This window comes from Listeria rocourtiae subsp. hofi (assembly GCF_963575615.1).
Taxonomy (GTDB): Bacteria; Bacillota; Bacilli; order Lactobacillales; family Listeriaceae; genus Listeria_A; species Listeria_A hofi.
This window is the reverse complement of sequence record NZ_CAUYTL010000028.1, coordinates 1-24917: the sequence shown is the minus strand read 5'-3', so window position 1 is coordinate 24917 and position 24917 is coordinate 1. Positions and strand designations below refer to the sequence as shown.

The 24917-nt window shown below is 41.7% G+C and carries 24 protein-coding genes; 21 read left to right on the top strand and 3 right to left on the bottom strand.

Annotated elements, in window-relative coordinates; all coding sequences use genetic code 11:
- Positions 1-15 precede the first annotated feature (15 nt).
- The 14 genes from nirB (at position 16) to cysK (ending at position 15664) form a co-directional block, all read left to right on the top strand.
- The gene (gene nirB, locus R8925_RS11795; RefSeq protein ID WP_430536041.1) at positions 16-2415 is read left to right on the top strand and encodes a nitrite reductase large subunit NirB; all 2400 of its coding nucleotides are present in this window, start codon (positions 16-18) and stop codon (positions 2413-2415) included.
- Between the two features lie 5 nt (positions 2416-2420).
- Positions 2421-2732, top strand: coding sequence for a nitrite reductase small subunit NirD (nirD, locus tag R8925_RS11790; protein ID WP_430536040.1), 312 nt, complete (start codon positions 2421-2423; stop codon positions 2730-2732).
- On the top strand, positions 2729-3751 hold the full coding sequence (gene cobA / locus R8925_RS11785) for a uroporphyrinogen-III C-methyltransferase (protein ID WP_430536039.1): 1023 nt from the start codon (positions 2729-2731) through the stop codon (positions 3749-3751). The genes nirD and cobA overlap by 4 nt, the downstream gene beginning before the upstream one ends.
- Before the next feature lie 21 nt (positions 3752-3772).
- Positions 3773-4216, top strand: coding sequence for a GAF domain-containing protein (locus R8925_RS11780; RefSeq protein ID WP_430536038.1), 444 nt, complete (start codon positions 3773-3775; stop codon positions 4214-4216).
- Between the two features lie 6 nt (positions 4217-4222).
- Positions 4223-5260 carry a sensor histidine kinase gene (locus R8925_RS11775; protein WP_430536037.1) on the top strand — a complete coding sequence of 346 codons (1038 nt, stop codon included), beginning with the start codon at positions 4223-4225 and terminating at the stop codon, positions 5258-5260.
- A complete protein-coding gene (locus tag R8925_RS11770; protein ID WP_430536036.1) occupies positions 5253-5903 on the top strand; it encodes a response regulator in 651 nt (216 codons plus the stop codon). The genes R8925_RS11775 and R8925_RS11770 overlap by 8 nt, the downstream gene beginning before the upstream one ends.
- A 74-nt stretch (positions 5904-5977) precedes the next feature.
- Complete coding sequence (locus R8925_RS11765) at positions 5978-6691, top strand: DUF2238 domain-containing protein (RefSeq protein WP_430536035.1); 714 nt, start codon at positions 5978-5980, stop codon at positions 6689-6691.
- Between the two features lie 402 nt (positions 6692-7093).
- A complete protein-coding gene (locus R8925_RS11760; protein WP_430536034.1) occupies positions 7094-7489 on the top strand; it encodes an FtsB family cell division protein in 396 nt (131 codons plus the stop codon).
- A 90-nt stretch (positions 7490-7579) separates the two neighbouring features.
- Positions 7580-8020: a S1 domain-containing RNA-binding protein gene (locus tag R8925_RS11755; RefSeq protein ID WP_036071779.1), complete on the top strand. Its 441-nt coding sequence runs from the start codon at positions 7580-7582 to the stop codon at positions 8018-8020.
- Positions 8021-8134: 114 nt separating this feature from the next.
- A complete protein-coding gene (gene hpt, locus R8925_RS11750; RefSeq protein WP_430536033.1) occupies positions 8135-10075 on the top strand; it encodes a hypoxanthine phosphoribosyltransferase in 1941 nt (646 codons plus the stop codon).
- A gap of 318 nt (positions 10076-10393) precedes the next feature.
- Positions 10394-12502: an ATP-dependent zinc metalloprotease FtsH gene (ftsH, locus tag R8925_RS11745; protein ID WP_430536032.1), complete on the top strand. Its 2109-nt coding sequence runs from the start codon at positions 10394-10396 to the stop codon at positions 12500-12502.
- Between the two features lie 465 nt (positions 12503-12967).
- Positions 12968-13762 carry a type III pantothenate kinase gene (locus R8925_RS11740; RefSeq protein WP_430536031.1) on the top strand — a complete coding sequence of 265 codons (795 nt, stop codon included), beginning with the start codon at positions 12968-12970 and terminating at the stop codon, positions 13760-13762.
- Positions 13755-14639, top strand: a complete 885-nt coding sequence (gene hslO / locus R8925_RS11735; RefSeq protein ID WP_036071766.1) for an Hsp33 family molecular chaperone HslO — start codon at positions 13755-13757, stop codon at positions 14637-14639. Before R8925_RS11740 ends, hslO begins: the two co-directional genes overlap by 8 nt.
- Before the next feature lie 101 nt (positions 14640-14740).
- Positions 14741-15664 carry a cysteine synthase A gene (cysK, locus tag R8925_RS11730; protein WP_430536030.1) on the top strand — a complete coding sequence of 308 codons (924 nt, stop codon included), beginning with the start codon at positions 14741-14743 and terminating at the stop codon, positions 15662-15664.
- A gap of 334 nt (positions 15665-15998) precedes the next feature.
- On the opposite strand, the gene R8925_RS11725 is transcribed toward cysK, so the two are convergent.
- The 3 genes from R8925_RS11725 to R8925_RS11715 are packed head-to-tail and all read right to left on the bottom strand — an operon-like array spanning position 15999 to position 17283.
- Complete coding sequence (locus R8925_RS11725) at positions 15999-16433, bottom strand: anti-sigma factor (RefSeq protein WP_430536029.1); 435 nt, start codon at positions 16431-16433, stop codon at positions 15999-16001.
- Positions 16434-16724, bottom strand: a complete 291-nt coding sequence (locus tag R8925_RS11720; protein ID WP_430536028.1) for a hypothetical protein — start codon at positions 16722-16724, stop codon at positions 16434-16436.
- Entirely contained in the window at positions 16711-17283 is a 573-nt protein-coding gene (locus R8925_RS11715; RefSeq protein ID WP_430536027.1) for an RNA polymerase sigma factor, read from the bottom strand. Before R8925_RS11715 ends, R8925_RS11720 begins: the two co-directional genes overlap by 14 nt.
- Positions 17284-17466: 183 nt before the next feature.
- On the opposite strand from R8925_RS11715, the gene R8925_RS11710 reads away from it, so the two are divergent.
- From R8925_RS11710 to lysS, 7 genes are all read left to right on the top strand, one after another.
- Positions 17467-18813, top strand: a complete 1347-nt coding sequence (locus R8925_RS11710) for a copper amine oxidase (protein WP_430536026.1) — start codon at positions 17467-17469, stop codon at positions 18811-18813.
- A 15-nt stretch (positions 18814-18828) separates the two neighbouring features.
- A complete protein-coding gene (locus tag R8925_RS11705; RefSeq protein ID WP_430536025.1) occupies positions 18829-19758 on the top strand; it encodes a class F sortase in 930 nt (309 codons plus the stop codon).
- A 409-nt stretch (positions 19759-20167) separates the two neighbouring features.
- On the top strand, positions 20168-20953 hold the full coding sequence (folP, locus tag R8925_RS11700; RefSeq protein ID WP_430536062.1) for a dihydropteroate synthase: 786 nt from the start codon (positions 20168-20170) through the stop codon (positions 20951-20953).
- A gap of 16 nt (positions 20954-20969) precedes the next feature.
- On the top strand, positions 20970-21344 hold the full coding sequence (folB, locus tag R8925_RS11695) for a dihydroneopterin aldolase (protein ID WP_430536024.1): 375 nt from the start codon (positions 20970-20972) through the stop codon (positions 21342-21344).
- Positions 21337-21816, top strand: coding sequence for a 2-amino-4-hydroxy-6-hydroxymethyldihydropteridine diphosphokinase (gene folK / locus R8925_RS11690; RefSeq protein ID WP_430536023.1), 480 nt, complete (start codon positions 21337-21339; stop codon positions 21814-21816). Before folB ends, folK begins: the two co-directional genes overlap by 8 nt.
- Positions 21817-21946: 130 nt before the next feature.
- On the top strand, positions 21947-22939 hold the full coding sequence (dusB, locus tag R8925_RS11685) for a tRNA dihydrouridine synthase DusB (RefSeq protein ID WP_430536022.1): 993 nt from the start codon (positions 21947-21949) through the stop codon (positions 22937-22939).
- Between the two features lie 138 nt (positions 22940-23077).
- On the top strand, positions 23078-24574 hold the full coding sequence (gene lysS / locus R8925_RS11680; protein WP_430536021.1) for a lysine--tRNA ligase: 1497 nt from the start codon (positions 23078-23080) through the stop codon (positions 24572-24574).
- Positions 24575-24917 lie beyond the last annotated feature (343 nt).

Genomic DNA, 24917 nt, shown 5'->3' with positions numbered 1-24917 from the left:
ACAGGAGGGAAACATATGTCGAAACAAAAATTACTCATGATTGGCAATGGGATGGCTGGTGTACGCACAATCGAAGAAATTCTAGGCCGCAATCCAGACAAATACGACATCACCATTATCGGGGATGAGCCATATCCGAACTACAATCGCATCATGCTGTCGAATATTCTACAAAACAAAATGACAACCCCAGAAATTATTCTCAATGACGAAACTTGGTATACATCCAACAACATCACACTACATACGAATGAACAAGCAATTCTAATCGACAGGCTTGCCAAAACGGTTACAACTACTAAGCGCAACCTCACTTACGACAAGCTTATTTTAGCGACCGGGTCACGTGCTTTCATTTTGCCAATCCCAGGTGCAGATTTAGAAGGTGTTCTCGGTTTCCGAACTATTGCTGATACCGAAAAAATGATTGAAATCTCTCAGAAATACAAAAGAGCGACTGTCATTGGCGGTGGCCTACTTGGCTTGGAGGCAGCGCGTGGGCTCCTTGATCAAGGCATGGATGTAACGGTAATTCACCTTGCAGATTGGCTGATGGAAACCCAGCTTGATGCAAAAGCAGGTGAACTTTTAAAAGCAGATCTTGAAGCGCAAGGCATGAAATTCCTTATGCAAAAAGCAACTTCCAAAATTCTCGGCAAATCACGTGCCACTGGCCTAGCTTTCAAAGATGGTTCGCAAATCGAAACAGATTTAGTTGTGATGGCAATCGGAATTAAGCCAGAAATCGAGCTAGCCCAACACGCCAACTTACCAACTGGGCGTGGCATCGTAGTTGATGATTTTATGAGAACCGCTGACCCAGCCATTTTTGCTGTTGGAGAATGTGCAGAACATAATGGAATCGCATACGGTCTTGTAGCGCCACTTTATGAGCAAGGCAAGGTGCTCGCAGACTACCTATGCGATATCGAAAATAAAGGATATCGTGGTAGCAAAATGTTCACCCAACTCAAAGTCTCTGGTTGTGATTTATTCTCAGCCGGTGATATCAAAGAAAATGCCGAAATTAAAGGCGTCACTATTTTTAACAGCATTGAAAATAAATACAAAAAAGTATTCATACGTGATGGAAAACTAGTTGGTGTTGTGCTTTATGGGGATACAACAGAAGGTAACAGGCTCTATAACCTGCTAAAAAAAGAAGAAGAACTAACCGATTTCACACTTGTTTCACTACTTCACAAATCGGGTGAATCCGAAAGTACAAGCGTTGCCGAAATGCCTGATGATGAATCTGTATGTGGTTGTAATGGCGTTACAAAAGGCGATATTACACGCGCGATCACGGACAAAGGCCTCACAACAATCGGTGAAGTAACTGCACACACAAAAGCAGGTGGTTCATGTGGGAAATGTAAACCAATCATTGGTGACATTCTGGAACACACACTCGGTGACGATTTCGTAAGCGCCGCACCAGCTGGAATTTGTGGATGTACAGACTTCACACGCGACCAACTCATCATTCAAATCCGCTCAAAACAATTACAAACCGCAAAAGAAGTTCGCCATGTGCTGGCGTTTCGTAATCCAGAAGGGTGCTCGAAATGTCGCCCAGCGCTCAATTATTATCTCAACATGATTTACCCACAGACACATGCCGATGAACCAGAAAGTCGCTACGTCAACGAAAGACTGCACGCCAATATCCAAAATGACGGCACTTATTCGGTAATTCCAAGGATGTATGCAGGCCAAACAGATCCACAACAGCTTATAAAAATTGCCAAAGTCGCTGAAAAATACGATATCCCATTACTAAAATTAACAGGCGGACAACGCATCGGCCTATACGGAGTAAAAAAAGAAGACCTACCAAAAATTTGGGAAGAACTCGACATGCGCTCCGGTTTTGCATACGGAAAAACATTACGCACCGTTAAATCATGCGTCGGATCGAAATTTTGCCGTTTTGGTACACAAGATGCACTTGCACTCGGCGAAGCGCTAGAACGCCAATTTGAATTTGTCGACACGCCACATAAATTTAAAATGGGTGTCTCTGGTTGTCCAAGAAGCTGTGTCGAATCAGGTATCAAAGACTACGGCATTATCTGCGTGGAGAATGGCTACCAAATTTACATCGGTGGGAACGGCGGGACAGAAGTCAAAGAAGCACAGCTCCTAACCACCGTTTCGACGGAACAAGAAGTACTCGACATTTGTAGCGCCTTCGTCCAATATTACCGTGAAACAGGTGTTTATATGGAGCGGACTGCGCCGTGGCTCGAACGAATGGGCATGGAGCACATCAGCAGCATCATTCTCGATCCAATCGAACAAGCAAAACTAAAAGCTGCACTAGACGAGGCACTTGCTGGCCGGACTGACCCATGGAAACAAGTTTTACAAGATAATGAAAAACAAAAACTATATCACGTAGAAAGAGTGTGACTGCGATGAAGAAAAGCTATATAGCAGATTTAGAAAGTTTGATGCCACTCATTGGGTGTGAAGTAATCATGGATGGCGCTAAAATAGCATTATTTCGACTATCTGATGACAACGTGAAAGCTATTGAAAACCGCTGTCCACATAAAAATGGGCCCTTGGCAGAAGGTACTGTATCTGGAACTGACGTTTTCTGTCCACTTCATGACTATAAAATTTCACTAGAAACCGGATTGGTCGCAGCGCCTGATGAAGGCTGTGTTAAAACTTATGAGACGCTAGTTGAAAATGGAAAAATCTATTTGGTAACGAACGCATGACGAACATCTATCTCATTGGAGCGGGTCCAGGCGATCCAGGACTTCTGACACTAAAAGGCCGACGTCACTTAGAGACGGCAGATGTCATTATTTATGATCGACTTGTCAACCCAATACTACTCTATTTAGCAAAAAAAGACGCTAAATTTCTATATTGCGGGAAATTGCCACATCATCACATCATGCGTCAAGAGCAAATCAATGCTGCAATCATTGCGAATGCCACGCAAGGTAAAAAAGTAGTGCGTCTCAAAGGCGGGGACCCAGCTATTTTCGGACGTGTTGGTGAAGAAATGAAAGCTATATCAGATGCAGGATTAACCTATCAAGTCGTTCCAGGAATTACATCAGGTTCTGCAACTGCAATTTATGCGGGAATTCCCCTAACGCATCGCGACCATAATGGGCACGTCACTTTTGCAACGGGTCATCAGAAAAATAATGCTCTCACAGAAATTGATATGACGACACTCGCGCTCGGTGGCACACTAGCTTTTTACATGGGTATCGAAAACTTACCGCGTATTTGCGAAAAAATCAGCAAGCAACCAAATCTTGCAGAACTCCCGGTTGCAATCATCGAATGGGGAACACTTGGACGCCAAAAAGTACTAATAGGAACTATCGCAACTATTGAATCCGAGCTAGCGAAAACAACGATGGCGAATCCAGCTATGATTATCGTTGGAAACGTTGTCCAAGAACGTAATGCCACCTCTTGGTTTGAACAAATGCCGCTATTTGGCAAGCGCTATTTATTAGCAGCTGAGAACGGCGTTACATTCGACCAGCTATGTGAATATACCGAGCTTGGCGCTCACGTCTACGCACTTCCTGTTAATGATGCAAGATTCGATGACATTACTATTCGCGTCCTATCCGAGCAACAATGGGATGGTGTCATTTTGCATAATGGAACTTCGGCACTAGCTTTTCAAAAAGAATTAGATCGATTAGGTATAAGTGAAATCTTTCGCATATTCCAAAACGACCCAACACGTGTTATTCTAGAGGGGTAGTTAAGGAGGAATGAGAAGTCAATGAAAGAGCAAGATATAGCTAATGAACTAATTGATATTAGGTTGCAACTCGGGTTAGACTTTGTCGGCATTGCCACCGCGATTGCAGCAAACGGGCAAAAAGAGATACGCTGGAAATACGTCGCTGGCAACCGAAATCAACGCTATCAAAAAATCGTTCTCCAAATTGGAAAAGGTATTGCAGGAATCGTTTGGCGAACTGCGCGACCAATGGTTTCCGAAGACTTAAAAAATGACAGGTTTGCGCCACTTCAAGAGTATCCAATCGCGCTCATCGAAAATTTAGCGAGCATTGTCGCTGTTCCAATCATGTCAGAAGATGCGGTAATAGGTGTGATGCTTGGGGGTTACCGGAAAGTCACTCAAATTAAAGAGCCGGTGATTACGAACTTGCAAGAAGTTGCTGACAAGATGCAACCAAACCTAATAGCCACAAAGGAATGATGCGAAATGGAAATTACATCCGAACTATTTATGAGAGCCTATGAACAGATGAGCGATGCTGTTTTTTTGCTGCGAGATAAAAGTGAAATCATTGCGTCTAACCCTGCAGCGAATCGCTTACTGGGCCAATACGAGGCGAACCTAGGCGATTTTTGCACATATTGCGGTGGCTATACTTCGATTTTCGAAGAACGCACATGTCTCGGTTGTTCTTTGCGGAAACGAGCAGATAACGAAGCTTTTCAAATTTTCTTGAACGTGAAAAGTGGCGAGAACATACCATTTAGCGCGAGCTATACGCTGATTGATGAGGCTGCTGGAATTAGCCTGCTCCTTTTGCGGAACTTAACGCAACAGCAACAAACCGAGCAACTTTTGAAGCAAAAAACAATGACTGAATACGTTATCAACGCGCAGGAAAATGAAAGGAAGCGGTTATCGAGAGAGCTTCATGATGGCTTAGCTCAGGGACTTTTCAGCACGTTAATCGAACTTCGCAAAATTAAATATATGACTAAAAAAGAAGATTACGAATCAAGTATTGCCGAGATGGACTCAATGCTTGCAACAACGCTAGAAGATATTCGTAATATGGCTGTAGAACTACGTCCATCAGCACTTGATGACCTCGGAATTTTTGCGGCATTAAAAGCCTACTTTAAGCGCTATGAGCAACTCTTTGGTGTCCATGTTGTTTTCGTTTCCGAACTATATGGTACGCGCTTTTCGGCAAGTGTGGAAACGATGCTTTATCGCGTCACCCAAGAAGCGCTCACAAATGCTGCTAAATATGCTGATGTGGACGAAATCGAAGTCTATCTTTTCAAGACAAAACAAACGATTGTATTGGAAATTAACGATCAAGGTATTGGCTTTTTGCCAGATCATTTCACCGCAGAAGGCAGTGGCTTAGGTTTACTGAACATGAAGGAACGAGTAGAACTTTTGCATGGGGAATTCGACTTGCGCTCCGAGCCAAATAAAGGAACCAAAGTGCTTGTCAGGATACCAATCGAACCAAAGGGGGCTAATCAATATGATTAAAGTACTCGTTGTAGACGATCACGCTGTAGTTAGAAGTGGTCTTTCCTTCGTTATTAATTCACAAGAAGATATGACAGTAGTAGCTGATGCTGCAGATGGTTTGGAGGCTTATCTCGAAACCGAACGCCATATGCCGGACGTAATTTTGATGGATCTAAGCATGCCACCAGGAGAAAACGGATTAGTTACAACAAAAAGAATCAAGGAGAACTTTCCTTTCACTAAAATACTTATTTTGACGATGCATGACGATGAAGAATACTTGTTCCGAGCTTTAAAACTAGGTGCAACTGGTTACATTCTAAAAAACGCTAAAGACGATGAGCTACTCGATGCTGTCCGCGCTTTGCAACAAGGTGAAACATATATTTACCCGAAAGTAACGACGGCTCTGGTTCGTCAATTTTTAGCGCACAATAATGGCGAGGAAGTCAGCAATTCTTATGTCCAACTCTCCAATCGCGAACAAGAAGTGCTGCCTCTTATCGCGCTTGGCTATGGAAACAAAGAAATTGCTAATAAACTATGTATTTCCGTAAAAACCGTCGAAACGCATAAATCAAACATCATGAGCAAGCTCGATCTTTCTACGCGCGCTGAAATTGTAAAATATGCAATTAAAAAGAACTTAATTGATCTATAAAAAGTTTAAACTTTCCTTTTATGAAAAATGTTATTATAATGAACAAATGACGTGAAAAAGGGAGGCTAATACATTTGAAGAAATCCAAAAAATGGAATTGGACAAAAATCATTGCAATTTTTGTTTTTGTATCACTATTAATCTCATTGATATTTTCTATCTACAATGTAATGACGACGCCAGAAACAGGAACGCCGGCAGGGGAACCAACGCGTAGTGATTATTCGTTGATGGTTAGTCAATGTATTCTTGGGCTTGTTGCAATGTTTTTACCGGCGATTCTTGGACGCAGATTTAAATTTGAAATCCCAGGAAACATGTATCTTGTCTTTATTATTTTCTTATATTGCTCGATTTATCTTGGGGAAGTTCAAAGCTTCTATTACTTAATTCCAAACTGGGATACTATTTTGCATACGTTTAGTGGGGCTATGCTCGGTGCGCTTGGATTTTCTGTTATATCGTTCCTAAACGAAGATGAGCGAACAACGATGAATTTAAGTCCGGCATTTGTAGCTCTATTTGCTATATGTTTTGCCGTAACGCTAGGTGTTATCTGGGAGTTTTATGAATTCGCCTCAGATAGATGGCTAGGTATGAACATGCAAAAGACGATGCTAGAAGACGGAACAAAATTAGCTGGGACTGAAGCTATGACCGATACAATGGAAGATTTATTTGTCGATTTTTTGGGTGCTTTTGTCTTCGCGGTTATTGGCTATGTGAACTTGAAACGTAAAAAGGGATGGATGGAAAAGTTTGAATTCAAAAAAACAGTGAAAAAGTAATAGTACAACGAAAGCTTGTGATGATTATCATTGCAAGCCTTTTTTAGAAATTAGGAGATAAATTAACTTTTTTCTACAGGAATTGTGATTTTCACGATAGTTTCATGCTTGTTTTTGCTCATTATTACAGAAGCTCTCATGCTCAGAAAGATATATTTTATGAACAAAAGGAGCTAAGCTAGGGACAAATGGCCAGACCATAAAGCACAAAAAAATAAAATATGCAAACAAATAGAACAAATGTGCTTAAAAAAGATCATCAAAATAACGGATACCAATGGACAAAAGCCTGAAATATTGGTATCATTTTAAGCAGGAACCAATTTTTAAAAGTGCATCACAGCTAGCCTTTTTAATTAAAGCTAGTAACTAAATTAACGCTAAAGAAATGAGGGATGATGTGTGAAAAGAGATCAGCGTACTGTCACAAGATTGAATAATCGTTACGTACAAGATGAAACCACTATGAAGAAGCAACAATCACGCAGAAGAGTCGCATTATTTCGTAGGTTGTTAATGCTAGCCGCTGTCATGGTGGTTGTTAGTGGTGGACTTGTGTATGTTTACTCACAACAAGTGAGTTTGCTACACGCCAAGGAAATAGAGAAAGTAGAACTAGATAAGAAAGCACTCGCAGTAGCGCAAAATCAGAAAGAACTAAAGAGCACGATTAACAAATTACATGATGATGACTACATCGCGAAACTGGCTAGGAGTGAGTATTTCCTTTCTGAGAAGGGGGAAATCATCTTCAATATTCCTGACGAAAACGATAAGAAGAAAGAGTCGTCCAATTAATTTGCGAAAAAAGTTTCGTGTAATTGACACTCTTTTTATATGAGCTATAATTAAGGGTAGAGTGAAATTTTAAGGAGGAAGCATTGTTTTATGTCGATTGAAGTAGGCAACAAGTTACAAGGGAAGATTACTGGGATTACTAATTTTGGGGCGTTTGTTGAATTGGAAGGTGGCAAGACAGGTCTTGTTCACATTAGTGAAGTTGCGGATAATTATGTGAAGGACATCAATGATATTTTGACAGTCGGCGATGAAGTCACTGTGAAAGTAATGAATGTCGGTGACGATGGCAAAATTGGTCTATCGATTCGTAAAGCTGTTGATCAACCAGAACGTCCAGAACGCCCAGAGAGAAGTTATAATAACGGACCTCGTAAACCAAAATACAATAAAAAAGCTGCAGAACCAGTACGGCCAGAGAATTTTGAAGATAAGATGTCTAAATTCTTAAAAGATAGTGAAGACCGTTTATCTACCTTGAAACGTCAAACCGAGTCCAAACGTGGCGGACGTGGCGCGAAACGTAGCTAATCATAAATAGTGAATTTATAGGAGCTGTTCAAAGTCAACTAAAGTCTGATTTACTTGGCTTAGGTACAACTCCTTTTTTTGCCTGATTTTGACGATGAGAGAGGTTGATTAAAGATGATGTCTCGCGAAAAAGTAATGACGTTTATAGCTAAGCATCAACTTATCAACCCAAATGACCATTTGCTCGTCGCTGTTTCTGGTGGTGCCGATTCGATGGCGTTGCTTCATTTTTTGATTCAAACGAAATTGGTGCCAAAAGAGTCGATTATAGTGGCACATGTCAATCACGGGTTGCGCGCGGAATCTGCAGATGAGGAACAGCTTGTCGCGGATGTTTGTGAGACTTATGGCATTCATTTTGAATCGACACAACTGGATATTAGACATTTAGCAAAGCAGGAGAAAACAGGAATTGAAGAGACAGCACGCAAATACCGCTATTCCTTTTTTAGAGGGCTAATGCGGAAGTATCACTGCACAAAATTAGTCTTGGCGCATCATGCAGACGATCAGATGGAGACGATATTGATGCGACTTGTTCGTGGGAGCTCGGATCTTGGCTGGCTAGGGATGCAGCCGAAACGCGAATTTGTCAATGGACGGGTTATCCGTCCATTCTTACCGTTAACAAAAAGTGAAATAGTGAATTTATGTCGAGCGCAGGAAGTTCCTTATTTAGAGGACGCGACGAACCAAGAGGACACGTATACCCGTAATCGCTATCGCAAAGCATTGTTGCCATTTTTGAAACAAGAAAATCTTCATGTTGATGAGCAGTTCAGGCGTTTTTCAGAAGAAACAACCGAAGATTTCCAGTTTTTGAATGAGCTGGCAGAACAGGCGTTACGAGATATGACGGAATATAGAGAAACTGAGGTAAAACTTTCTTTATTGGAATGGAATAACCTGCCCAAACCTTTACAACGACGCACAATTCATTTACTATTAAGACATCTGTACAAGGATAACATGTCACTTATTTCGGCGGGGCACGTAGATCAGATTTTACGATTAAATCGGGAAGCAAATCCATCAGGTGTGATTCATTTACCAAATAGTTTAATTGTGAGGCGAGCATACACGGAATTAGATTTCTTTTATGGCGAGTCCAGCAAGAAGGTGCGGGATTTCTATCACCAATTATATGATGGTGATCGTGTGACGCTTGCTGATGGCGCAGAGATTCGGATTAAGACCAAGAGTTCTGTTGTGCAGACGGCGGGGCTAGACGGTATGATTGTGAATCAGGATGCGATACAGTTGCCACTCATTATACGAGGTCGAATGAACGGTGATCGGATGAAAACACAAGGAGGCACACGGAAGCTCAAATCAATTTTCATCGATGCTAAAATTCCGAAACATAAACGTGATACATGGCCAATTGTGACAGACTATTCAGGTGAAATTTTATGGATTCCAGGCGTTCAGGCATCGATTCATCAAGCAAAGCCTAGCCGTGAAATAAAGCAATATATAATAAGATATCATCGTAATTTAGGAGGAAACAAAAGCATGCACAACGATATTCAAAAAGTGTTGATTAGCGAAAATGAAATCCAAGAGAAGATTTTGGAATTAGGAAAGGAACTGACAGCAGAGTATGACGGTCGCTTCCCGCTAGTCATCGGTGTACTAAAAGGCGCAACACCATTCATGACCGATTTACTAAAGAGAGTAGATACATATTTGGAAATGGATTTCATGGATGTATCAAGCTACGGTAATGGTACTGTTTCAACCGGTGAAGTAAAAATCATCAAAGACCTAAACACATCAGTTGAGGGACGTGACGTACTAATTTTGGAAGATATTATTGATAGCGGAAGAACGCTGAGCTATTTAGTAGATCTGCTAAAATACCGCAAAGCAAAATCGGTAAAACTAGTAACGCTGCTAGATAAGCCAGAGGGACGAAACGTCTATATTGATGCTGATTATGTCGGATTTATCGTTCCAAATGAATTCGTTGTTGGCTATGGCCTTGATTTTGCAGAGAAATATCGTAATTTACCATACATCGGAGTCTTGAAACCAGAAATTTATGCAGATTGATTTAGTTCACAAAATGAATTAAATTTGTTAACATATAGAAAACAAGGCACAAAGGTAGCTATTCTACGTTAAAATTTTCCTGTAACAAAAAATCATATCCAACTACATGCAAATCATTGGGAAATTGCAAATCGTTATGCTATCATTAGTCTTAGTTTTTAGCTCAATATGCCTATTTGAGGAATAATAATAAACCATGCTTTTAATAGAAAGTCTTCGTGAGAGAAACACAAGGCGGATTAGTTTTTACAGCAAAAAGGGAGAATCAACCTAACTGTAAAGATGCAATCCATGCTCTTACGTGGGAGGAGGTAAGGAATGAATCGCTTTTTTAGAAACGCCATATTTTACGTTATCATTTTCCTTGTCATCATAGGAATCGTTGCCACTTTTAATAACAATAGTGAGTCTGCGAAAGAAATCAGCTATGATGAATTCATCACGAAAATGAATGACGATCAAATCAAATCATTCTCTATGCAACCGGATCGCAGCGTGTATGTGATTAATGGAGAACTGAAGAAAGCAGAAAAAACGGATAGCAAAGTTGGGAAAGATCAGTCTACAACGAAATTCACGACTTATGCGATTGCCAATGATCAATTAACAGCACAAATTACAGATTTAGCTAACAAAAATGATGTGAAGATGGATGTTGTACCTGCCAAGCAAAATAGTGGTTGGATTACGTTCTTCACTTCCATCATTCCTTTTGTTATTATCTTTATCCTGTTCTTCTTCTTGATGAGCCAAGCACAAGGTGGCGGCGGTGGCGGTCGAGTTATGAACTTTGGTAAAAGTAAAGCCAAACTTTATAACGACGACAAGAATAAAGTCCGCTTCACTGATGTAGCAGGTGCAGATGAAGAGAAACAAGAATTAGTAGAAGTGGTTGATTTCCTAAAAGATCCACGCAAATTTGCCGAACTTGGCGCACGTATTCCTAAAGGGGTCTTACTCGTAGGTCCTCCAGGTACAGGTAAAACATTACTTGCCCGTGCAGTAGCCGGTGAAGCAGGCGTACCGTTCTTCTCAATCAGTGGTTCGGACTTCGTAGAAATGTTCGTTGGTGTCGGTGCAAGCCGTGTCCGCGATTTATTCGAAAACGCGAAGAAAAACGCTCCATGTATTATCTTTATTGATGAAATTGATGCTGTAGGACGTCAACGTGGCGCAGGAATGGGCGGCGGACATGACGAACGTGAGCAAACATTGAACCAATTACTTGTAGAAATGGATGGTTTCGGCGGTAACGAAGGAATCATTATCATTGCTGCAACAAACCGCGCCGACGTACTTGATCCAGCGTTACTGCGTCCAGGTCGTTTTGACCGTCAGATTATGGTAGATCGTCCAGATGTTAAAGGACGTGAAGCTGTACTTCGAGTTCATGCACGCAATAAACCACTTGCAAAAAGTGTAGACTTAAAAGCAATTGCACAACGCACGCCAGGATTCTCTGGTGCCGATTTAGAGAACTTATTGAACGAAGCAGCATTGGTTGCCGCACGTGCCAATAAGAAAGAAATCGATATGAAAGATTTGGATGAGGCAAGTGATCGAGTTATTGCTGGCCCAGCCAAGAAAAATCGTGTTATTTCAGTCAAAGAACGCCGAACTGTTGCGTATCATGAAAGTGGTCACGTAATCGTTGGGATGGTACTTGATGAAGCCGAAGTAGTACACAAAGTAACAATTGTTCCACGTGGGCAAGCAGGTGGGTATGCTGTTATGCTACCGAAAGAAGATCGCTTCCTAATGACAAAAGCCGAGCTAATGGATCGTATTACTGGTCTCTTAGGTGGACGCGTTGCCGAGGAAATCGAATTTGGTGAAGTAACGACAGGCGCAAGCAATGACTTCGAACGTGCGACACAAATCGCGCGCCGGATGGTGACAGAATGGGGTATGAGCGATAAGATTGGCCCACTCCAATTCGCATCAGGTAACGATCAAGTATTCATGGGCAGAGATTTTGGAAGTGGTAAGAACTATTCCGATAAGATCGCATATGAAATTGATACCGAAGTTCAGAGCCTAATTCGTTTCTGTTATGACCGTGCGAAAACGATTATTGAAGAACATAGAGAGCAACATACGCTTATTGCGGAAACGTTGCTTGAAGTGGAGACATTAGACGCACGCCAAATCCGTTCGCTATATGACGATGGTGTTTTACCATCTGAAATGGACGCTGATGAGCAAATGTCAGAATTCCCTTCCGAAAAAGACGACGTAACACCAAAATCTTTTGAAGAAGAGAAGAAAGAGATTGCTGAAGAAGCGAAGAACGATAAGATTTGGGATTATGCAGATAAACAAGAAAAAGCAGAGAAAGACGCAGAATCAGAAGAGCCGAAAGAGGTTGTGACTGAGGAAGCACCAGATGCTGAAAAAACGCCAAATGATGATAAAAAAGGCGAATAAGTAAGATGAGAAACCAGTACATGATAGTTGTGTGCTGGTTTTTGTTGAGGTTCTTACGAAGCGTCCTCCGCTGAGTTAGAACCTCAATATGCATGAGAGCAAAGCGAGCATGTAAACCATCAGCGGTTCTTACAAAGCAGAGTTCTGAACAAAAGGAAAGGCAAACCAGAAGCGAGAAGCAGGAGAACCTCAATATGCATGAGAGCAAAGCGAGCATGTAAACCATGTAGTGCATCATGTGATGCGCCTTCGGATCCAGCTTCAGAAGCCAGCCCTTCGAAAATTTCGTGGCCTCCCTAAAAGTCAAAGGAGGACTTTTAATGCGCCCCCTAACAATTTTTTTCAGGGCTAAACGGGCTTCTTCAGCTTTTCAATCGCATTGGTCAAAATAAGACAAATTACTCGGCTTTTCTTTAAATCCATGTTATGATACTCTAGAAAAATCACAAAAGGATGGTGAGTGACATGATTTTAGTCATCGATGTTGGGAATACGAACATCACGATTGGTGTTTACGAAGATAAGGAATTGCGCAGGCACTGGCGGATGACGACGGATCGACACCGCACATCAGATGAACTAGGTATGATGGTTCTTGATTTTTTCCAATATGGTGATATCTCGCCGAAAGCTATCGAGGGTATTATCATCTCATCAGTTGTCCCGCCTATTATGCATTCTCTTGAGGCGATGTGCTACAAATACTTCGAAATCAGGCCTCTTGTTGTTGGACCTGGCATCAAAACTGGCCTCAATCTACAAGTTGATAATCCGCGCGAGGTCGGTTCTGATCGTATTGTTAACGCGGTTGCGACTATCGAAGAATACGGGGCACCGGCGATTATCGTGGATTTTGGAACTGCGACAACTTTTTGCTATATCGATGAGAAATCACGTTATCACGGTGGGGCGATTGCTCCAGGCATTATGATTTCGACCGAAGCGCTTTACAACCGTGCTGCAAAACTACCACGCGTTGATATTACGGAAGCGCCTAAGGTCATTGGTAAAAGCACTGTTACATCGATGCAAGCTGGGATTTATTACGGTTTTATTGGTCAGTTCGAAGGTATTGTGAGAGCAATGAAAGAACAGACGAATACAGAACCAACAATCGTTGCAACAGGAGGACTCGCGAGGCTGATCAGTGGGAAATCGGATATAACGGATATCGTAGATCCATTTTTAACATTAAAAGGGCTACGAATTTTATATGAACGAAATCAATTAAATAATAAAGGAGTTAATGATAGTGAGTGATTATTTAGTAAAAGCATTAGCGTATGGCGGAAATGTCCGTGCTTATGCTGCAAGAACAACAGAAGCAGTAGGTGAGGCGCAGCGTCGTCATGACACATGGTCAGTATCTTCCGCAGCGCTGGGTAGATCCATGACAGCGACACTATTTATGGGCGCGATGCAAAAGGAAGACCAAAAAGTAACTGTAAAAATAGAAGGAAATGGTCCAATTGGTCCCATCATCACAGATAGCAATACACAAGGCCAAATTCGCGGATACGTAACGAATCCACATGTGCATTTCAGTGAACTAAATGAATTTGGAAAACTAGACGTCCGTCGCGGAGTTGGGACAGAAGGAATTCTAGGAGTTGTGAAAGATATCGGTTTGCGTACTAATTTCACAGGACAAGTGCCGATTGTTTCCGGTGAGATAGGTGAAGATTATACGTACTACCTCGCCAAGTCTGAACAAATTAATTCCTCGCTTGGCGTAGGTGTGCTTGTAAATCCTGATGATACAATCGAAGCCGCAGGTGGTTTCATGTTGCAACTGTTACCAGGTGCTGACGATGCAATCATTGATGAAATCGAAAAAAACCTGAAAGATTGCCCAACTATCTCCCGACTGATAGAAGCAGGTGAGACGCCAGAACAAATTTTGGCAAGGCTTGCTGGTGGAGAAGAAAACCTACAAATTCTTGAAAAAATGCCAGTCGTTTTTGAGTGTAATTGTTCTAAAGAGCGTTTTGGCAATGCGATTATTTCTTTAGGGAAACACGAAATTCGCCAGATGATTGAAGAAGATCACGGCGCTGAGGCAGAATGTCATTTTTGTCGTAACAAATATCATTTTGATGAAGCAGAGTTGGAAGTGTTTTACGAAGAAGCGAAATAAGCGTTAAAAGGTATCCCAGTGATGGGGTACCTTTTAAGTTTGACAAAATGACTCGGAATTGATTAAATTAGAGGAGAGAATAGAGAAGGAGTGTTGAGAAAATGAAAATTGTAAACTCAATTACAGACTTGATCGGAAAAACGCCTATCGTGAAGCTGAATCGATTGCCAGAAGCGGGAAGTGCGGACGTATATGTAAAATTGGAGTTTCAAAATCCAGGTGGTAGCGTAAAAGATCGGATAGCAAACGCAATGATTGAAGATGCAGAGCGGTCTGGTGCGCTAAAGCCAGGAGATACAATCATTGAGCCAACGAGTGGGAATACAGGGATTGGACTTGCGATGGTAGCTGCTGCTAAAGGGTACCGTGCGATTTTTGTAATGCCAGAAACGATGAGTTTAGAACGTCGCAAATTACTTCAAGCATACGGTGCAGAACTAGTTTTAACGCCTGGTCCTGATGGAATGAAAGGCGCGATTGCTAAAGCAGACGAGCTTGCGAAGGAACACGCTTATTTCGTGCCACAACAATTCCATAATCCAGCGAATCCGGCCGTTCATGAGCGAACAACAGGTCCAGAAATCGTTGAAGCATTCGGTAAAGACGGTTTAGACGCATTTATCGCAGGCGTTGGGACAGGAGGAACCGTATCCGGAGCAGGACACGTGCTAAAGAAAAACTATCCAGACATTAAAATCTATGCATTAGAACCAGAAGAATCCGCAGTACTCTCAGGTGACGCACCATCTCCACATAAAATCCAAGGAATCGGAGCGGGGTTCATACCAGACACATTAGACACGAAAGTATACGATGGTATTCTCAAAGTATCCAGTGAAGATGCGTTAGAAACAGCCCGTGAAGTTGCAAAAAAAGAAGGGATACTAGTAGGAATCTCATCAGGAGCAACAATTTTTGCAGCACTAAAATTAGCGAAAGAATTAGGTGCAGGTAAGAAAGTATTGGCAGTTGTCGCAAGTAATGGCGAACGTTATTTGAGTACAGCCTTATACAATTTCGAATAAATCTCATAAACTTCTAACACAAAACACAGTAAAATTTCGTGAGCGTGCGGTAATATAGTACTTGTAAGACCACAACAAATAAGTCAATTTCCATTACTTCCTCGTGATGGAAAGGAAGAGGCAGCGTGTCACCAACGCGTTGTCTTTTTTGTGTTTGAAGCGTCCTTTGCTGAATTAGAACACCAGTATGCATGAGAATAAAGCGCCACTAATTGTTCTTATGTAACGACTAAAGAATAACTAGAGACAAATAAGTAGCAACAGAAAAAACACGAACTTACATCTAATAAAAAACGCCCAAACAAAAAAGGCACCGTAGCACCTTTCAAGTTGTTCATAAATTTGTACTCAAAATAATTGGTCCTTTCGGAGTCTGACTATCATTATCTGGTTCAATCGTAATCGCAACAGTATCAAATTTCGCGTCCGCAGGAATAGAATGAATCACACCACCATGCCCGTCATCGTTCGCTATAAAAGTCCCGGCTCGCGTAGGCTTTCCATCAAACAATAACCAAACCTGATAACATTCAGCGCCACTTAAACGACTTAAATCCTGAGCCTGTATGACCAGCGTATTTTGCGCCCCTTTTTGAATCAACGAAGCCGTTGCGCTAGCTGTTACGTTTTCAGAAGCTTGCAAGGCCTTCGAAGTCTTCGTAACATCCGTATCCTCCGTAACCTGCTTCGTATCTTGGTCACGCGTTGCAATCACATAGAAATTCCCTGCCAATGAAATAACCAATGCAGCAACCAAACTAGGAATCACTCAGCGCCGTTTCCGTTTATGCACAACATTCGCTATTTTCACTACGTCTGGCGTCACACTCTCCTGCTCCTGCACAAATACATTCCCCAACACACGCTCCTTCATACCGTCAGGAGGAGTCACGGATTCAGACAAGTAAGGCAAATCAGCCATCAAAGCCTCGAGTTCAAGAACTTCTGCCTTCAAATCCGGCAACCGTTCCATCGCCGCTTCAAAATCAAGTCGCGCATCCGCACTCAAATCCCCGTTGATATAATCCAAAACTTGCGCACTATAATCACGCTCGCTCATCCAAATCCCTCCTCTCTCCATTCGTATCCAGCGTCGCTCGCAAATGTTGCAAGGCTAGCCGTAGTCTCCCCTTCACAGTCCCAAGCGGTATACCAAAATGATCCGCAATTTTCTGCTGAGAATAACCATTAAAATAAAACAAGTGAATCATTTCTTGTTGATTTTCTTTCAAATGCCCGATAGCTTGCTTCAAGATCTCTTTTTTCTCCTTCCATTCCAATATTTCATCTGGTGTTGGCTCATCATCCGCTAATTTTCCCCGTTCTTCTTGCAGTTCGTAAGGGACTTCTTTCTGTTTACGCATGAGGTCAATACTGAGATTTCGCGTCACCGTTAGCAACCACGATGCAAATTTCCCCTTCGAAGGATCATACAGGCCAGGTTTTACCCAAAGCTTCATAAAAACCTCCTGCACGACTTCCTCCGCCTGCTCTTTATTTCCCGTCATTCGGTATGCAAAAGAAAACACCAATTTGTGATATTGATCATAGAGTTCCTCAAGCGCCGACTTATCGCCTTGCCCAATACGTTCATAAAGGGCTGCATCATTTTCAGGCATATTCATCCCCCTTTCTCCAAGGTAATACAAGGATAGCACATTCTTTTGGAAAAAGTCCTTCTATAGAAACTAACGAACGAAAAACCGCTTTGGATCAGAAAATAAAATAATTTTAAAAAAAGTGATCCATTTCCAAATTCGCTTCGTAAGCTATATGTAAAACAAATCAAAGGAGTGGGAAAAATGAAAAAGAAAAAATGGTTAGCGCCAGTATTAGGTTTGGTATTAATAGTTTCACCAGCAACGGGGGCATATGCGGCAGAAACAACACCAACAGTCAAAACACCTGCATCTGATTTGAGAGCAACATTCGATTACTTATTATCGGAACACTACGCATTAGCAGTGGACACGATGATTAAAACATATGATGGCAATAAAGCAGCGCCAGAAGCAGCAAAAGCGTTGGACCAAAACGCAAAAGATATGGAACCAGCAATTGCATCCGTATACGGTGAAGAAGGCGGCAAACAATTTGAAGCTATCTTCGCGCCGCATAATGCAGCAACCGACGACTACGCACAAGCCGTGAAAGATGGCGATAAAGCAGCCCAAGACGCAGCGACAAAAGAAGTAGACAAATTCGTAAATGACATGGCAGCCTTCCTATCTACAGCAACAGGTGGGAAATTACCGGAAGCAGGTGCCAAACAAGCACTTGCCGAACATGAAGCGGACGTGCAACAAGTATTTGACCAATACGTCGCAAAAGATTACGAAGGAGCCTATAAAACATACTTAGCAGGATTTGAACAAATTTTCGGCGCTGGAAAAGCAATTTCAGGAGCCATTGTATCGCAAAATCCAGATAAATTTGATAACACCAAACCAGATACAGCCGCAGCCGACTTACGTTCAGCTCTAACAATGCTCGGAAGCGAACATTTTGCTTTAGCAACTTTGAGCATGGAAAAGGGTTATGATGGCGATCCAGACTACGATTACGTCAACTGGGCTCAAGATCAGAACACAGCTGCATTCAAAGCCGCGTTCACATCGATTTACGGCGCAGATGCAGGCAATCAATTTGAAAAACTTTGGACTACGAACCATATCAATGCCCAGGCTGATCTAGCAGCAGCGACCGTAGCTAAAAATACCGATAACGAACAAAAAGATAAAACAAGACTCACCAACACGTTTGCCAATGACTTCGGTAATTTCCTTGCAACAGCTACAGATGGTAATCTTCCAGCCAAAGATGCTATCGCCGCAGTAACACAACACGAAACAACGGTAACAGACACGTTTGATAAATATGTTTCTGGGGACTATGCAGGTTCATACGCATCTTATCGCGAAGGCTATAAATTAATGTCGGGCATTGGTGAAAACCTTGGAGGCGCAATCGTAACCCAATCCCCAGACAAATTTAGCGATACGATGCCAACAAGTATGCCGAACACAGGAATGGGCGGTAGCGAACAAACGAATAATAACCTAGCTATTTGGATTAGTCTCAGTGGAATTATCCTTGCCGGAGCCGGATTCATCATTTTCCGCCAACAAAAGAAGCAACACCGCCAATAAAATGAGGTGAAAACCATGAAAATTTTTCTAACAAGTATCACTGCGATCCTAGCGATTATAATCTTGGCATTCGCATTGCATCCATTTGCACCAGAAAACGAGCCCACGATTCAAGTGAAGCATGATGAGCAACCGACGACAGGCAAAATCACAAGCCGAATCGCCGAGTTTCCAATCTACGCAAGTCAGCAAGGAGAAATCGATGCTATCCGAATCGCAAAACAGAAAAACCAAACAGGCATTATTCCGGCTCGAATCGAAATACCTGCGATTCAAGTCGACACCGCAGTGATACAAGTTGGAAAAACAGCTAATGGTCAGATGGAAGTTCCGAACAATACCGTTCAAGCTGGATGGTATAATCCTGGCTATAAGCCGGGAAGCCGAGGGAAATCTGTCATTGCTGGACATGTAGACAGTAAAAAAGGGCCCGCCGTATTTTTCTATCTAAAAGAACTGCAGGCAGGCGATAAAATTTTGCTAACAGACAAAACTGGCCGAACATTAACATTTGCTACCCAAACGAAAAAAAGTTATTTGGCTGAGAAGGCGCCGATTGACCAGATATTTGGTTCATCAACAGACAGGTTGCTAAACCTTATCACATGCACAGGAACATTTGACACCGAACGGCGAACACATATCGATCGCTTAGTGGTAACGGCTAAACTAGTAAATGACAGCGCAATGGCAAAAGAAATACCGCGACCACCGACCAATGTAAAGCGTATAGGTGATACGATTACATGGTGTGCCAATAGAGCGCCCGATATTATTGGGTACCGAATCTATCAAGTAGAGAGCGAGAAAAAAGTGAAGATAGCTAGTGTGGCGGCAACGGAGCGAAAGAGTATCGTGGCTGAGGCGGGAGAAGGGAAGTATTTTGTTGTGGTTTCGGTGAATAGTGATGGTGCTGTATCTGAGGATTCGGAGATTGTGAAGTGAGCTGGTGCTAACTGTATCTGCTTTTTTGAAGTTGTGACGTCTAGAGGAGTAGTGGCATCAGTTTTTTTGTTGTTGGTATTTTGCGCCTCTGGATCCAGCTTCAACGACCAGTTTAATCATTCCAGTGTTTTCTCATCAAATTCTAACACAAAACTCACTAAAATTTTGTTTTTGTCGCGTATTATAGAATCATAAGCTAACAACAAGTAAGACTAAGTTTCATTTTTTCCCTTTTTAAAATGAATACTTAACACTCCCTTTTTGACCAGCGTGGTTACTCCCTTTTCCACGCTGGTTTTTTGTTGCGTTCTAAAGGGTATGTGGACCTCGTAATATGTAGATTCATGCTATACTAGTATTAAAAGAGGTGGTTTCATTGAGCAAATTATGGCAAACGTCACATCCTGTAATGATCATGGGGATTCTGAATGTCACACCAGATTCATTTTCAGATGGAGGTAGTTACATAACGGAACAAGAAATAAAAGATAAAGCTGTCCAAATGATACAAGACGGTGCTACGATTATTGATATTGGCGGTGAATCGACCAGACCGGGTCATCGCGAAATATCTATAGATGAGGAGTTGCAACGTGTTATCCCTGCTATTAAAGCTGTTCGCGAGGTTTTGCCGGATGTATGGATTTCTATCGATACGTGGAAGTCAGAGGTGGCACTTGCAGCAATTCAAGCGGGCGCTGATATCATTAACGATCAATGGGGCGCGAAAAAAGATCCAGAAATAGCAAAGATAGCAGCCACCTTCGCAGCACCGATTATTTTAATGCATAATCGTACGAATCACGACTACGATGACTATTTTGAAAATGTAAAGGAAGATTTGCAGGGAAGTATTAAAATAGCCAAAGATGCAGGGGTGCCAAATCACCATATTTTGATTGATCCAGGCTTTGGTTTTGTTAAAACACCAGCACAGAATTTAGAAGTTTTGCGACGAATTGATGAAATAGTTGCGCTCGGTTATGAAGTTTTATTAGGAACGAGCCGTAAATCTACAATCGGCTTGGTACTTGATTTACCGGTAGACGAACGAATGGAAGGGACAGGCGCGACTGTTGTTTATGGCCAGATAAAAGGTTGTACAATTTTCCGAGTGCATGATGTGAAACCGATTGCTCGCATGATTGCGATGACAGAAGCGATTTTAGGCAATGTTGAAGTGCCGAATAAATAAGGAGGAACTTTTTAAAATGGATAAAATTTATTTAAATGAACTAGCTTTCTATGGTTATCACGGCGTCATGCCGGAAGAAAATACATTAGGCCAGAGCTTTATTGTCTCACTCGTACTAGGTTTATCGATTGAAAAAGCAGGTAAAAGCGACGAGGTAAGTGATACAGTAAGCTATGCTGAGGTTTATGAAACAGTCAAAGAAATTACTGAAAACCAGAGATTCCAACTAATCGAGGCGCTTGCAGAAACAATAGCGACAGAAGTTTTAGCGGGATATCCTCTTTTAAAAGAAATCACTGTCAAAGTAATTAAGCCGAACCCACCAATTCCTGGGCACTATCATTCTGTCGCGGTCGAAATAACGCGAACAAGGAGTGGCGAAATTGAATAAAGCGTATTTATCAATTGGAACGAACATCGGAAATCGTAAAGAGAATCTAGAAAATGCCTTAAAAGCACTGCAAGCAGAGTCGGAAATAACGATTAATCAAGTTTCAAGCGTATACGAAACTGACCCAGTAGGTTTCGAGGATCAAGATGCTTTTCTAAATATCGCGGTATCCATACAAACGTCACTAGATCCGGAATCACTGTTACAAAAAGGGCTGGATATTGAGGCTGTGCTAGGCCGTATCCGACTTATCCGTTGGGGTCCGCGTCTTATCGATATCGATTTACTTCTATATGAAGACATAACCCAGAGAAGTGAAACCCTCGAGTTACCGCATCCAAGAATGATAGAACGGGCATTTGTCATGATTCCATTACAGGAAATCGCACCAGATGTTGCCGCACCACTTATGCGAGAAGAAGTTTTAGCAGATCAAGGGATTCGCCAAACGAATATCGAGTTAGTCTGGTAAAATTGGCACTTGCGCTTTTTGCTAGATGTGTTACGATAACAATACTATTTTAAAGAAGAAATAAAACCGCAGACATCATGAAATAATGGGTTCGCGGTTATTTTATTTCAAGAAAGAAGGAACATTTTTTATGTGGAAAATTGGCAATGTACCTATTAAAAATAGAGTTGTCGTTGCTCCGATGGCTGGGATTTCAAACTCTGCGTTCCGTCTAACGGTCAAAGAATTCGGTGCAGGACTTGTATGCTGCGAAATGATTAGCGATAAGGGAATTGCGCAACGCAATGCCAAAACACTCGACATGCTCTATATCGACGAAAAAGAAAAACCGCTAAGCTTGCAAATTTCGGGTGGTGAAAAAAATACCTTAGTAGAAGCAGCTAAGTTCGTTTCAGAAAATACAACTGCAGATATCATCGACATCAACATGGGATGCCCGGTCAATAAAATCATCAAATGTGAAGCGGGCGCAAAATGGCTTTTAAATCCCGATAAAGTATATGACATGGTTGCTTCCGTGGTGGACGCTGTCGATAAACCAGTTACCGTGAAAATGCGTATCGGTTGGGATTCAGAGCACATGTTTGCTATTGAAAATGCTCAAGCAGCAGAACGCGCAGGAGCTAGTGCTATCGCCATGCACGGACGTACCCGCGTACAAATGTATGAAGGTAGCGCAGACTGGAATGTCCTAGCAGAGGTTAAAAAGAACATTTCCATCCCGTTTATGGCCAATGGGGACGTCCAAACACCAGAAGACGCGAAAGCAATCTTAGCGCAAACCGGGGCGGATGGAGTCATGATTGGCCGTGCCGCACTCGGCAATCCATGGATGATTTATAGAACGGTTCACTACTTAGAAACAGGTGAGCTCCTCCCAGAACCAGAACCACGAGAAAAAATTGAAACAGCATTGCTTCATCTACGCCGTCTTATCGATATAAAAAATGAAAAAATCGCTGTTCGCGAATTCCGTCAACACGCAGCTTACTACCTAAAAGGCGCCCGTGGAAGTACGCGTGCTAAAGTTGCGGCAAATCAAGCAACAGAATACGCTGAGATGGAAGCAATTCTAAGAGGTTTCGTCAATCAATACGAGGAAAAGGCGCTAGCAAATCAATAACCCGATTTTTTAACCCAGTCTTGAAGTTGCCTCATCACAAACAGAGGTAACTTTTTTTAAATAAAACTAGAAAAGTCAACCCAATTGAGCGTATAATGAAACTATCTGTATAAATTGAAAAGAATAGGAGTGTCAAATATGTCCAACGAGAACCATGAAGAACTAAACGATCAGCTAATTGTACGTCGTGAGAAGCTAGATACACTACGAGCAGAAGGTATAGATCCATTCGGCGCCAAGTTCGTTCGTACCATTAGCCCAGAAGAAATCGTAACCCAATATGAAGGGAAAACAAAAGAAGAATTAGAAGAAGCTGCAATAGAAGTAGCTGTTGCTGGACGTATCATGACAAAACGCGTAAAAGGAAAAGTAGGTTTTACGCATATACAAGATCGCTTCCACCAAGTTCAAATATATATTCGTAAAGACGGTGTCGGAGAAGAATCCTATGATATGTTCAAGTTAGCGGATTTGGGCGATATTGTAGGAATCAAAGGGACTGTTTTCTTAACTAACACCGGCGAATTGTCTGTAAAAGCAACTGAATTCACGATGTTAAGCAAATCATTGCGTCCATTACCAGACAAATTCCACGGACTAAAGGACGTGGAACAACGCTATCGTCAACGCTATTTGGACTTAATTACAAACTCGGAAAGTCAACAACGATTTGTAATGCGTAGTAAAATCATGCAGTATACACGTAATTATTTAGATAATATCGGTTACTTAGAGGTAGAAACACCAGTTCTACACACGATTGCAGGTGGAGCAGCAGCGAAGCCATTCATAACACACCATAATGCGCTAGACATGCAACTCTATCTACGAATAGCGTTAGAATTACATTTAAAACGCCTAATTGTAGGTGGAATGGATAAAGTATACGAAATTGGGCGCGTATTCCGTAACGAAGGCGTATCCACACGTCATAACCCAGAGTTTACAATGCTAGAAACATACGCGGCATTCGAAAATTTTGAAGACATCATGGAATTAGTAGAAGGTTTAATCTCTACGGTATGCCAAAAACTACACGGTACAACTGTCATCACATACGGTGATAATCAAATTGATTTAACGCCTAATTGGACACGTCTACATATGGTAGATGCCGTAAAACAATATACAGGAGTAGATTTTTGGACTGTTCAAACAACCGAAGAAGCTCAAGCGTTAGCCAAAGAACATAATGTCCCAATTACAAAACATATGACATACGGACATATCCTGAATGAATTTTTTGAAGTATTTGTTGAGGAGAAGCTTATTCAACCAACCTTTATCTATGGTCATCCAATTGAAATATCACCACTAGCGAAAACAAATAAAGATGATGCGCGATTCACTGATCGTTTCGAAGTATTTATAGTAGGACGTGAACACGGTAATGCCTTCTCAGAATTAAATGACCCAATCGATCAACGTCAACGCTTTGAGGCACAAGTCTCAGAACGCGAACATGGTAATGACGAAGCACATAGTATGGACGAAGAGTTCCTAGAAGCATTAGAGTATGGCCTGCCACCAACAGGAGGGCTTGGCATCGGAATGGATAGACTAGTTATGCTACTAACTAATGCACCATCAATCCGAGATGTTCTTTTATTCCCGACAATGAAACCAAGAGAATAAGAAGAAAAACCGTGTTTTTGAGACGCTTCAAGAGCACGGTTTTCTTTCGAAAAAGGCAGTCTAGAAAAACTTTTTTTGAAATGTGAACTTTTTTTGTCAAATAGACTTGCCAAGGTCTTAAAAACGTGATATATTAGTAATCGTTCCAGCAAACAGATAAAAGCAACAAAGAGTTAAAAAAACTTTTTCAAAAAAAGTTCTTGACAATCAGTGCTAGGAAGTGTAAGATATAAGAGTTGTCACCAAGTGATTTTGGCGCTTCTTGTATGACCTTTGAAAACTGAACAGAAACAAAGATAAAACCAATAGAGACAGTGATGTTTCTAGGTAAGAATCGCAGGGC